Source organism: Anabaena catenula FACHB-362 (genome assembly GCF_014698735.1).
GTDB classification, from domain to species: domain Bacteria; phylum Cyanobacteriota; class Cyanobacteriia; order Cyanobacteriales; family Nostocaceae; genus Anabaena; species Anabaena variabilis_A.
In genome coordinates, this window is the sequence record NZ_JACJTQ010000005.1 from 1 (window position 1) to 12,918 (window position 12,918).

The 12,918-nt window shown below is 40.3% G+C and carries 8 protein-coding genes; 4 read left to right on the plus strand and 4 right to left on the minus strand.

The genetic code is table 11. The features are described 5' to 3' along the window. Positions 1-244: 244 nt before the first annotated feature. The 4 genes from dacB to H6G68_RS05230 all read right to left on the minus strand — a co-directional run bounded on the left by dacB (position 245) and on the right by H6G68_RS05230 (position 6,746). The gene (gene dacB / locus H6G68_RS05215) at positions 245-1,711 is read right to left on the minus strand and encodes a D-alanyl-D-alanine carboxypeptidase/D-alanyl-D-alanine endopeptidase (protein ID WP_242045151.1); all 1,467 of its coding nucleotides are present in this window, start codon (positions 1,709-1,711) and stop codon (positions 245-247) included. 626 nt (positions 1,712-2,337) lie between these two features. Next, positions 2,338-4,254 (minus strand): biosynthetic-type acetolactate synthase large subunit, encoded by a 1,917-nt coding sequence (gene ilvB, locus H6G68_RS05220; protein ID WP_190905683.1) that lies wholly within the window; start codon positions 4,252-4,254, stop codon positions 2,338-2,340. A 145-nt stretch (positions 4,255-4,399) separates the two neighbouring features. Continuing rightward, positions 4,400-5,656, minus strand: coding sequence for an MFS transporter (locus tag H6G68_RS05225; RefSeq protein WP_190905684.1), 1,257 nt, complete (start codon positions 5,654-5,656; stop codon positions 4,400-4,402). Between the two features lie 499 nt (positions 5,657-6,155). Beyond that, positions 6,156-6,746, minus strand: a complete 591-nt coding sequence (locus tag H6G68_RS05230) for a hypothetical protein (RefSeq protein ID WP_190905685.1) — start codon at positions 6,744-6,746, stop codon at positions 6,156-6,158. Positions 6,747-7,119: 373 nt separating this feature from the next. On the opposite strand from H6G68_RS05230, the gene H6G68_RS05235 reads away from it, so the two are divergent. The 4 genes from H6G68_RS05235 (at position 7,120) to H6G68_RS05250 (ending at position 12,732) form a co-directional block, all read left to right on the plus strand. Continuing rightward, positions 7,120-7,869 carry an SDR family NAD(P)-dependent oxidoreductase gene (locus H6G68_RS05235; protein WP_190905686.1) on the plus strand — a complete coding sequence of 250 codons (750 nt, stop codon included), beginning with the start codon at positions 7,120-7,122 and terminating at the stop codon, positions 7,867-7,869. A 208-nt stretch (positions 7,870-8,077) separates the two neighbouring features. Beyond that, entirely contained in the window at positions 8,078-9,400 is a 1,323-nt protein-coding gene (locus H6G68_RS05240; RefSeq protein WP_190905687.1) for an MFS transporter, read from the plus strand. 421 nt (positions 9,401-9,821) lie between these two features. Then, the gene (locus tag H6G68_RS05245) at positions 9,822-10,865 is read left to right on the plus strand and encodes an aliphatic sulfonate ABC transporter substrate-binding protein (protein WP_190905688.1); all 1,044 of its coding nucleotides are present in this window, start codon (positions 9,822-9,824) and stop codon (positions 10,863-10,865) included. A 58-nt stretch (positions 10,866-10,923) separates the two neighbouring features. After that, positions 10,924-12,732: a vanadium-dependent haloperoxidase gene (locus H6G68_RS05250; RefSeq protein ID WP_190905689.1), complete on the plus strand. Its 1,809-nt coding sequence runs from the start codon at positions 10,924-10,926 to the stop codon at positions 12,730-12,732. Positions 12,733-12,918: the final 186 nt, after the last annotated feature.

Below are 12,918 nucleotides of genomic sequence, written 5' to 3' on the forward strand. Positions count from 1 at the left end.
CATCTCCTTGGCTCATAAAACGCTAATTTCTAATCCCCCTGCCCCCTGCTCCCTGCTCCCTGCCCCCTGCCCAAACGAAGCAAGGCATCTCACAAAATCGCATCGCTTCCTGCCTCCTGCTATATTTGTAGGGTGGGAAACGCCCACAAAAACCATGACAAGGTGGGTAATGCCCACCCTACGTATATGTTCTATAATGATTAAGTATTTAACGAACACGATATGAATCCTGAATTCTGCTGTATCAACAGCGCCGCAACTGCGCTAATAAAACTACAATGTCATCCATAGCTTTCCTGACGACACTTGTAGGCTGTTCAGATTGGTTCACCATAATACTGAAAACTAAAGGCTCATAATTAGGTGCATTAATATATCCAGATAAGGAAACTACACCAGTCATTGTCCCTGTTTTTGCTTGGACAATTCCCTCCGCTAATGTGTTACGAAAGCGATTTTTTAAAGTTCCGCTAATGCCTGCAACAGGTAAAGAAGCACGAAAAACTTCAGCTTGGGATGATTTACCCATTAGCTGCAAAAGTTGCACCAAAGCTTCTGGACTAATTAAATTTTTGCGAGATAGTCCAGAACCATCTACTAAAATATAATTTGTTGGCTCAATTCCCAATTCAGTTAAAGTAGTCTTTAAAACTTGTAGCCCTGCATCAGCAGTACGTTGATTTTTTGCTAATGCTTGTTTACTACCTAATATCCTGAGTAAAGCTTCAGCAAACAAATTATTACTATTGACATTTGTCTCTACCATCAAATTAGATAAAGGTGCAGATTCAATTGCTGCTATTTCCTGTTCATTCTTACCACCATTGCTGCTAGATGTTTCTTGTACAGAAATTTTTTCTCTTCTTAAACTTTGCCGAAAATGTCTTAAGAAATTTTCAACGGGATCAAAAATAGCTAAAGCCGTTATTTCTGGTTGAGAATTTACAGCTAATTGTCCTTGAATCCTTAATATTTGACCTTTTAAGTCCCGGTTTACTTCCACAAAACCTGATTCATTTTCTGGAGTAGTTACAGTATTATTTTCAATCTTCCAGCGATATGCTTCTGTAGGTTCAGCCCATTTAAGTTTGAGTGGTTTACCTATAGTTTGCGGCAAAAATGTTAAGACAGAAGCATTTTCATTTAAAATTAAACTATTTACTGGTGCGCCATAATAAGCTTGTACATCTTCCCATTGCCAACTAGAATTTACAACTTCTCCTTGAAAATAACTATCATCAGCAATTAACTGATTTATTTGCCGAATCCCCTGTTGGGATAACTGTTTTGCTAATACTGTTAGTTGAGCATCTTTTAAGCTAGGATCTCCCCTACCAACGACACGCACATTACCATCACCATCTTGATAAACAGAGGTACGAATGCGAAAATTTGCCCCCAATTTCTGTAATGCAGCTGCTGTTGTGAATAGTTTAGTATTAGAAGCAGGAATAAAGTATTTTTCAGCATCTCGATTGTAAAGAGATTGCCCAGATGATAAGGGTTTTACCAAAATTCCCCAGCGCATACGACTGAATTGAGGAAGATTGATAATAGCATCTACAGATGAGGGTAATTGAGCAGGACAAGTTGATTTTGTAGTATTTGCTTGTGCAAATGGTGTTTGTGCTTGCGTTATTTCTTGGATAACACCAACTTGGATACCGAGAAATAGCAAAATCATGCTAATGGAAATTTTTCTGCCAATCATATTAATACCAATTTTAAAAATGATTATGACAGATACAGGCAAATTATTACCTGTATATGCTTCACTATCCAAAATTTAAAATCCCAAATAATATCAGGTTTAATTTTAGCTCTGGAGCGATGCCTGCGGCGAGCGAAGCTATCGCTATTTCATACTATACAATTGCCCGGTATTTACCCAAATTATTTATCCGGTTGTAACATTTAAATGATGCAGATATATCAACTTCTGCATTTGTTTGCATATTAGAATCTGTATATTTTATTTAGGGCTTGCTGAATTGGGATATGAAAATCAAGAATTATATCTCCCAAACTCTTCCTCTCTGGGTGAGCTTACACCAGTTTTAATGTATTTAGACCATACTCTTGATTCCTCTTTGCGCCTCTGCGCTACGCCAGTTGCTTCAAGTCGGCAGAGCCGCCCAACGCACTGGCTCCTCTGCGTGAGACAAAAAAATGTAGTTCATTTACTCGAAAATAGCTGTAATATCAAGTCCGGCTAATTGCTGTTGAAAAACTCTCCACGTAAGAGCTTCCCCCTGCGGTTCCCTCATCATAAGTATTCAACCGGACATCATATAATTGGAATCAGGGTTCAGCATTGCTAAACCCTTAAGAATCTAACTACAACTTGGTTCCACACTCAGAACAGAAATTGTGACTAGGTAGGTTTTCTGTATTACAGTGGCTACAATAAACCGGCTCAACTACAATTTTCGGTTGTTGCTTAGGCAAGCCGATCATTTGCGCGTTACTCTTACCAGGAGCTACCATAGGATAGCAGTTTTCATCTCTAGTAACTTTGACATTGACAATCACTGGCCCGTTGTGTGCCAACATTTCGGCAATTTTATCTTGCAACTCGTCCCCGTTACTAATCACCATCCCCTTGATACCATAGGCTTTAGCCAAAAATTCAATATCTGGCATCCCTACTTCCATATTTGAGCAAGAATAACGCTCACCATAGAAGGCTTCTTGCCATTGACGCACCATTCCCTGCCAGCCATTATTTAAAATCACAGTCTTGACATTTATGCCATACTGTGCTAAGGTTCCCAACTCCTGTAAACACATTTGGAAACTGGCATCACCGCTGATACAGATAACTTCTTCATCAGGGAATGCTACTTTTACACCCATCGCCGCAGGAACACCAAAACCCATTGTTCCCAAACCAGCACTAGAAATCCAGCGTCTAGGGCCATTCTTGAGGAATTGTGCCGCCCACATTTGATGTTGTCCGACATCTGTGGTGTAGAAAGCGTGGGGTGCTTGACGACCAACTTCGACAATTACCTCTTGGGGAGAAATGCTATCAGGATAATGAGGTACAACCAAAGGGTAATCTTGTCGCCAACGGTTAATTAAATTTAACCATTCTTGGTTTTGGTGAGGTGGAGTTTTGTTCGTTGAGTTTTGACATCGACGTAACAAATCCGTTAATACGTTTTTGACATCACCAACAATAGGAACTTCGGGAACACGGTTCTTACCTACTTCGGCTGGGTCAATATCGATATGAATGACTTTAGCATGGGAAGCGAATTCATCTAACTTACCTGTCACCCGGTCATCAAATCTGGCACCAACACAAATCAGCAAATCACAATCTGTCACCGCAAAGTTAGCGTAAGCAGTACCGTGCATTCCCAACATTCCCAAGGAGAGGGGATGATGCTCATCAAATGCACCGATACCCATTAAGGTAGTAGTGACGGGGATATTAAATAATTCAGCTAGTTGTTTGACTTCTGCATGGGCATTGGCTGCGATCGCACCTCCACCAACATACAACAACGGACGGCGACTTTCTCGAATCAACTGAATTGCCGCATTAATTTGTCTGGGATTTCCCTTCACAGTGGGACGATATCCAGGTAATTTGACCGAACCTGGTTCTACAGGTACATAGTCAAATTCTTCTAAAGCCACATCTTTGGGAACATCTATCAAAACGGGGCCCGGTCTACCAGTGCTGGCAATGTGGAACGCTTCCGCCACAATCCGCGCCATATCTTTAGGGTCACGCACTACATAAGAATGCTTGACAATGGGCAAAGTAATACCGTAAATATCTGTTTCTTGGAAGGCATCTGTACCAATCGAAGCCCGTGGTACTTGTCCTGTCACCACAATCATGGGAATAGAATCCATGTAGGCTGTAGCGATACCTGTGACTAAATTCGTTGCCCCTGGGCCAGAAGTCCCAAAGCACACTCCCACCTTACCAGTGGCACGGGCGTAGCCGTCAGCTGCATGGGAAGCGCCTTGTTCGTGTCTAACGAGAATGTGTTTAATTCTGCCAGTTTCTTCTACTTTATACAGGTCATCATAAATCGGCAGAATTGCCCCACCGGGATAACCAAAAATATATTCAACACCATGACGGACGAGACTATCTAACAATGCAAAACCGCCGGATTCACGTTTGGGGGCGACAACTGACGAATTAGAGATAGGGGATTGCTTGTGATTTGCCGATTGTGAGATACTGATTTGAGAAGGGGATTCTCCTGCGGAGACACTTTGTGAACGCACGGTTAACCTCAAAATATAACTAAACTTAAGCCCTAGATTCTGTATTTATAACTTCATTTTAATTGAAAAATTCCAGCAAATGCTTAGATAATTTCCATTTACTAGCATAGACATACAATATCTTTGGGCTATGATTTTACAATTTTTAAATCACATCTTGCAATACCCTCCGGGTATTTTGCCACGCCCAGACACCGACGGCAGCCACAACCAGGCTCATTCCCAACAGTACAGCTGATAAACCAAAGGCATTAACTAGTTTTGTTGTGATCAACAGAGGTGCAGTGAGGGCAATATTGATGGCATGATTTTGAAAGCCAAATACCTTACCATGCATTTCTGGTGGAGTTTCTTGCTGAATTAAAGTTTGCATTGGCACATTCACGAAAGCTGCACCGACACCCAAGAAAATACAGAGTCCTAGGGCTAGGGGCAGGTTTTCAATAAAAGTGAACAACCCTAAAGACATCGCCATAATCAAAAACCCGATTAAGGGTAAGGGTTTGTGATGTAATTTATGACCAAAGTGTCCGAGAATTGCCGCACCTATTACCATCCCGACTCCGGCAGAGGCTACGAAAAAGCTAAAGTCCCTGGCTTCTAAGTGCAACTTTGCTGCCATACCAATCGCTAATTCTATCAGAGCCGCAAACACGCAGTATAAAGTGACAATTTGCAGCATGGAATTCCACACGAGCCGATTTTTTTTGAGATAGCGCAAGCCTTGTAAGAATTCAGCCCAAGGATTAATTTTTACTGTATCTTCGTCAATGTGTCTGTGTTCTTGAAAATGAATAGGCATCATAATCAAAGCAGACAGTAGATATAAGATACCTACTACCATTTCTTTACCAAAACCTTTATTCAAGCTTTCCACCCAATCCAACATTGGACTAGCGACAGCATTACCAATAATTAATGCTGCCATCATCGTGCTGCTAAATAAGGCATTGGCAGCCATTAAACCCTCTTTCTTCACCAAAAGCGGGATAGCAGCTTGTTCTGCTGGGGCAAAAAACTGGGTGACGGTGGAGATAGCAAAGGTGAAGAATAACAGAATTGCAAACTCCCGTGGTAGGAAGGGAATTAACAGCATGAAAAGGCCACGTACCGCATCTGAGCCTACCATAATCAGTTTTTTCGGCACACGGTCAACGATCACACCGCCTGCGGAACCAAATAAAATTGCTGGTACGGTAAATGCCATGTACAAATAGAAACGACCGCTATTGTCTACATCATTAGCAGGTAGGTAGAGCTTCAGTAAGGCAATCATTAATACAAAGAATACCTTATCTGCCAATTGGGAAACCAATTGCCCAATCCACAGGAGCATAAAATTCCTGTTTTTTAGCAGTGCGCCAAAGCCGTGATTAACAGCAGTAGGTTCAGTAGGAAACATTTACTATATTTAGGAATTTTGACTAGGGTAGATGGATGGGAAGAAGCTGGGAGCCATGAGAGGAACATTAGTTATTTAACCGTGTTTATTTCCATTGTCACCCTTATTTTCTCTATTTCTCACTCCTGTTTGGTAACGCTAGTGTCCGGACTATTTTTATAAGTACGACGGGTTCAATCTGAACTAATGCCTCTGGAGAGACTGCTCAAAACTTGGGTGTTACTCTCTTCCCACTAGATGAATACGGATTTAATGTATCCCTTACGGGAGCCGTAGGCATACCGCGAAGACGCGTTCGCGAAGCGTTCCGAAGGAAAGGACGCGAAGAAAGAAGGAAGAAGGAAGAAGGAAGAAGATAAGTAATCTTACACTGGGAAGGGAGTAGCAAAGCGGGGCGCAGCTTGGTAACTCCTTCAAGTACATCAACTCGTGGAAAGAGGAACTCTAATTTGTGATTTCGGGAATCCCCACCCTCCGCGTCACCAAGGTGAAGAGAATGTTAATCATAGCGTTTTAACAACAAATGCAAAAATTCAGCGGCACTTAAGGGTTTTATGGATGGAGGAAACGCCATCGATTGGTCTACCCACTGTCCTTGTACTGTTTGGGGCGATCGCCACATTGCTAAGTGTTCAACGGGTGGCTCGGCGTAAAAATTATCTTGCCCACTACCTAAAACAGCAGAACTCCAATGGGTGAAGTAATCATGACTCAGACGATGAATTGGGAAATTTCCCCATAATGGCATCCCCCAACCATCTATGGCAATAAATGCTTTGACATAACCGCCTAAAAGTTGCCACTTTGTGGCAGCGATAATTGCACCAACCACACCAGCACTAAAGCTAATGAATATAACAGGCGTTTCTAGCTCATTACCCATGCTTTCGCCTGCGGGGCGCTGAAGATGAAGGCGCAAAAACTGTAAAATATGGAATGCGGATAAAGCTAAAATTCCTTCTCCCGGAAAAACCAATATATCTACCAGATTTTTTTGGCTGGATCTGTCATGCTCTAGATTTAACCCTCCGGTGATAAAGCTTGTAGTTAATTCTGGTTCATGGATTCCAGGGCAAATAATTATTTTCATTTCCGGCTAATTGTGACATGGGAGCAATGCAATTTTGTGAGCAGTAGCTACATTCAATTACATATAAGATAGGCGAGCAGGATGCTCACCCCACAAGAGTAATATATTTTATGGTGGGGTGTGGTTTTCTAGCCTGCCCTAAGTGGCTCGGCGTAAATAATTATCGTTAGGATAAAGCAGCGGAAAAAAGGTTTTAGCCTTGTTTACCTTTCTTCACACAGTTTGGTTTTATTGTGCTGACCTACTAAATTGCCGGAGTATTAGATACTACTTTTCTTGCTTTTTCCAGACATTCGTGAGATGCTGTATTTATAAACTACGGTAACTTGACCGATTTATTGTAGTTTAACTAAAATCAAGTCAAGAGTGAATTATGGCAGGTAAACTAGAAGGGAAAGTAGCGATTATTACCGGAGCTTCTTCAGGAATTGGTAAAGCTACAGCGATCGCACTAGCAGCAGAAGGAACAAAAGTGGTAATTGCGGCCAGAAGGGTAGACAAGTTAGAAGCAGTAGCAAAATATATTACTGACAATGGTGGTCAAGCATTACCAATTGTTGCAGATATCACCGACGAAGCTCAAGCTAAGAACCTAGTGCAGAAAGCAAATACAGAATTTGGACAAGTAGACATTTTAGTTAACAATGCAGGTGTAGCATTTCCAGGTAACATTGAAAATGCAGATACCTCAAACTGGCGAAAAATGATTGATGTCAACGTTTTGGGGCTAATGTATACAACTCACACTGTATTACCTATCTTCAAAGCGCAAAAATCAGGACATATCGTTAATATTTCTTCTGTAGCTGGACGAAACGCAAGAGCAGGCATGGGTGGCTACAATGTGACTAAATGGGGTGTCAATGCCTTCTCTGAAGCATTAAGACAAGAAGTACATAAAGATAATATCCGCGTTACCATCATCGAACCTGGTTTAGTAGAGACAGAAATTGATCATCATATTACCGATCCAGTCGCAAAAAAGAAAATTCAAGAACGACGAAAAGCAATTACACCATTAGAAAGTGAAGATATAGCAGCAGCAATAGTTTATGCAGTTACCCAGCCGCAGCGTGTCAATGTCAATGAAATCTTGATTCGTCCAACCTTGCAAGAACATTAGTGTCTTTGCCGCAGTGGTTATTGTAATTCTATTGATGTTGAAATTATACCTTGTACCCAATTCTGAAAAGAGTACAACCATAGATAAATTAGCTAAAGAGTAGGCTCATCTGGTAGAAATAAATGTTGTGTTTATTTATGCCATTGGCACATTATGTCGTGCCTAAAAATAATCCTAAAAATAATAACTTTCAAAAAAGGCAATAGTAATGTTACAAGAAAATAGAAAAACATTGAATAAAAGCAAGCAAATATTTGCTTTTTTGAAAATTCCACCAGCAATTAGATCGCCTAATTTATCTTGTTTTGTCATTGGGGAAAGCTTATCATTTTTCGGCTCTTGGATGACACAAATTGCCTTAGTCTGGATGGTTTATCAATTGACAAATTCAGCTATGTTAGTTGGTATTGCTGGCTTTACAAATCAAGCTATGGGTTTGATTATTACACCATTAGTAGGAGTAATGCTAGATAGATGGAACTTAAGATATGTCTTATTAACTACTCAAGTAGTTTCTATCTTCTTATCTTCATTGCTCACTTTTATTACTGTTAGCGATTATATTAACGTTACATATATTATTATAATTGGTATTCTTCAGGGAATAGTAAAGGCTTTTGATTTACCAGCGCGTCAGGTAATTATCCCTAGATTGGTCGAGAATAGAAGTGATACTTATAGTGCAATTGCTGTTCATTCATTTTTAATCAACACAGCTAAATTTGTCAGTCCCATGATCGGGGGTTTCATAATTGCTAGAAATGGCGCAGCTTCATGCTTTTTAGTAGATGCTATCAGCTATTTGCCTTTTATATCAGCTATGTTGACTGTGCAGATAAAACCAACCATCAATAATTTATCAACATCCAAATCTGCAAAAATTTGGCATAATCTCAAAGAAGGATTTATTTTTGCCTATAACTTTACACCTATAAAATCTATTTTGATATTACAAATTATAGTTTGCTTTATGGCAATGACTTATGTAAATTTAATCCCGGTATTTACCAAAGAAGTGCTAAAAGGCAATGCAGAAACAATGGGTTTTCTCATGACTGCTTCAGCCTTTGGTTCTATCTTTTCTGGTATTTATCTAGTTGCCCGTAATAGGGTAATAGGAATAGAAAAAGTTATGGCAATTTCTACTCTAGTCCTTGGAGTATCGTTAATCCTATTTTCTCGCTCAACACAGATGGAAATTTGCTTATTATTAATCTTTATTGTGGGACTAACTAATACTCTGACTCTAGCTTCAATTAATAATTTTATGCAAGTCATTATTGTTGAAGAAGATAAAAGAGGACGAGTAACCAGTATATTTATGACTACCTTTGTGGGAATACTGCCTTTTGGTAATTTATTTTTTGGAGGATTAGCAAGTCTCATTGGTGTTGCTAATGCCTTATTATTTGGTGGTGTTTGTTGTCTAATTGGAGCCTATTTTTTTCTTAGACAACTGTCCAAGATTAGACAAGCCGTAAACCCCATATATACAGAGATGGGTTTAATTCCTCAATCAAAACAAAATTAAAATAATTTCGTGATTAAGTTTTGTAACGTCTATTTAGCGCGGCGATCTGAACTTTGTAAGGGAGACCCCGCCTAACATACTTGCTGCTTATAGAAGCTCTTTATTTAAACCCCCTTGAATTAGTTAATAAGGGAATTCAAAAAATAAATCCTCCAATTTGGTACAGTGCGTTACAAATTATTTGTAGAAAATAGAGAATTGTCGTCAACAATACTTGTTTTATCAAGACATTTGTGTAAAATCAATATTTATACTACTGCAATTCGATAAATTTAGCGGGGTTTAATAGTTTAACTATAAAGTAAGTAATGCTTTCAGCAAAACTAGCAACACTTTATAGGACTGTTTAGCATTCATAACTCCTCTAGCTGACAACCAGTTTACAGCGTTATTTTTTTATTCAATTCCAAATATTTCCGCTATGCAAATACCATTTATGCCACAACGTCGGACAGTTTTACAACGCATTTTTCAATATTCAGTATTGGGATTATTTGCTCTATCCGCTCCCTTTACAGGTGTGAATATGCAAACAACTCAAGCACAGACTAAATCTGGATTTAGTGCCAAAGTTATCAACTTGGCTTATCAAACCTCTGGGGATATTGTGAAAGTCAAAAAAGTTGTTGAGCCACGTTTTAAAGCCTTGGGTGTAAAGGTGAATTGGGTTGGACCATTTCCTGCTGGGCCACAATTAATAGAAGCCATGAATGCAGGTAAGGTTGATATTGGTACTGTGGGAGAAACACCACCAATATTTTCTCAAGCCGCTGGTATCACAGAAGTCATTTATATTGCCAGTCGTGTACCCAGTAGAGGACTAGGGCAAGGTATTATCGTTAGAGCTAATTCTCCTATTAAGAAATTAGCGGATATTAAGGGTAAGAAAGTTGCTTTTCAACGGGGATCAAATGCACACTATTTATTAGCCAAAGCTTTAAGAGAAGTGGGATTAAAAATTAGCGATGTTCAAGTCGTGGGACTAACTCCATCTGAAGCCCGCGATGCTTTTATTCAAAACAAAGTTGAAGTGTGGGTAGGTGGTGATCCCTTTTTAGCTCTTGTGGAAAAAACCATCCCTATTCGTAATCTTAGAAATGCATCAGGAATTAATACTCTCGGTGGATTTTATTTAGGTAGACGCGAATTTATCACTAAAAATACAGAGTTAGCAAGAGTATTTTTAGAAGAAGCAGACAAGGTTGGAGAATGGGCTGACAAGAACCCAAAAGAAGTTGCTAAAGCTTTTGCACCTGAATTGAAATTAGATTTATCAGTTTTAGAAACTGTGGCACGCCGCCGGACATATCGGTTAAGAAAACTAACATCTTCTATTGTTGCTGAACAACAGCGAGTAGCCGATTTTTATTTTGAAGAAAAAGTTATTCCCCGCAAGATAAATGTCAAAGATGCAACTCTTCCACCTCAACTATCTGAAGCCATTACACCTAAGCGGCTGAAATAGCTCAATCATCTACAAAATTCCCTTCAATATTTCACTTTCTAAATATCAAGAGCATCTTATGCAACTAAATCCTAATTCTCATCAAGACTCACAGCAGCCCCGTGTAGCTAATGCAGGTGATAAACGTTCATCTTCTGGACGTTTTAGTAGACGTTTATTTCTTGGACGTAGTAGTCTGCTGACTGCTGCTGGTTTTGTGGCTGGAGTTACGGGTGTATCTCTTTCTGGGAAGCAGGGAGAAGATATTGTCCAAGCCCAAGATATAGTAGGGCGGGGTAACTACACTAAGTGGCTAGAGAAAGCCTACAAAGTCCGTTTAGCAGCAGCAAAAGCGAATCAGGATATTCCCATTCCTCCCCATCCTACCAACGGCGATGAAGAACGGTATCCCAACAAAATCGGCTCTGACTCTAGGGGATTACCGCACAACAAACTTGGTGAAGTTGATCTCAAAGCCTACGAATCTTTAACGAAGGCGGTGACAACCCATAACCATGATGATTTTGAAAAGGTGATTTTGGGTGGTACTAGAAAACTGGTCAATGCTCAAGGACCCCTAGCTATTAGCCTAGAAGGGTGCAATCCAGTGCAGATATCAGTACCACCACCAGCAACTCTAGCTAGTCCAGAACGGGCTGCTGAAGCTGTTGAAATTTATTGGCAAGCCTTACTGCGGGATGTACCTTTTCACAAATTACAAAACAACACCGAAGATCCTCTTGTTTTGGCTGCTGTGGAAGAACTTAACAAGCTTTCGGCATTCAAAGGACCGAAACAAAATGGGCGTGTGACTCCCCAAAGTTTATTTCGCGGTAGTGTCACTTATGTTGATAAGAATGACAAATCTGGTAGAACAGCAAAACACGTTACTGCACCAGGGGTGTTAGTAGGGCCTCACATCTCCCAGTTTGCATTACAAAATATTCCTTGGGGAGTTCAGTATGTTCCGCCTGTAATTCGGACTGCTCTCCCTGGTAACGACTTTCTGACTGATTACGAAGAATGGCTAAATGTGCAGAATGGCGGTGCGCCTAAATCGCTGAAGTATGACCCAGTGCGCCGTTATATATTCACTATTCGTGATTTATCAGAATTTTCCCATGCGCCAGGGGCTTCGTTTTTTGGTGCTTCTCTCATTCTCGGTACAACTGGCAACGCTAACGATCCTTTTAGTGGGGGGATTGGCGCACCTCTTAATCCAGGTAATCCCTTTGTCAAATCGAAGACTCAACAGGGGGGCAATGGGTCTTTTGCAGTCGGACATTTACAAGCCTTACTGAATTTGGGTACATCCCGTGCAATTAGAGCCGCTTACTGGCATAAGTTTTATGTACACCGCATTCTGCGCCCAGAAGCTTATGGTGGGCTAGTTCACAACAATATTGTTAATAAAACTCAATATCCAGTTCATCAGGATATTTTAAACTCCAAAGCCATAGCTCAGAGTTTTAGTAAATTTGGCTCTTATCTGTTACCGCATGGATACCCGGAAGGATCACCCATTCATTCATCTTATGTTGGTGGTGCGGCTGCGATCGCAGGTGTTAATGCCACACTATTAAAAGCATACTTTGATGAAAATTTTGTTATTCCCAATCCTGTAGTACCTGATCCTAATGATCCTACCAAGGTGATTCCCTATACAGGAGAGCCGTTAACTGTTGGTGGTGAGTTAAATAAGCTGGCAGCTAATTACACCCTTGGTCGCGGTCATGGTGGTATCCATTGGCGCACAGATGGTTCTGCTGGTTTGGCTTTGGGTGAGGAAGTTGCTATTAGTATTCTCAAGGATGAGAGGTTGGGTTATAACGAAAAATTCAACGGCTTTACCTTCACCAAGTTTGATGGTAATAAAATCACCGTTTAACGTCAAAAGGGGGGCAACCCCCGCTACGGATAAATGAGGCAATGTTGCAAGAATTCATGGTTACTTAAAAGTGAATGTTTCTTTATTAGTTCGGTAGTCTGGTATGGGAACACTGAACCACCAGCACTGAGCATACTTGTCTTTTAGATTAATTTGTGGGAAATTACTATTTATAAACTCAATAAA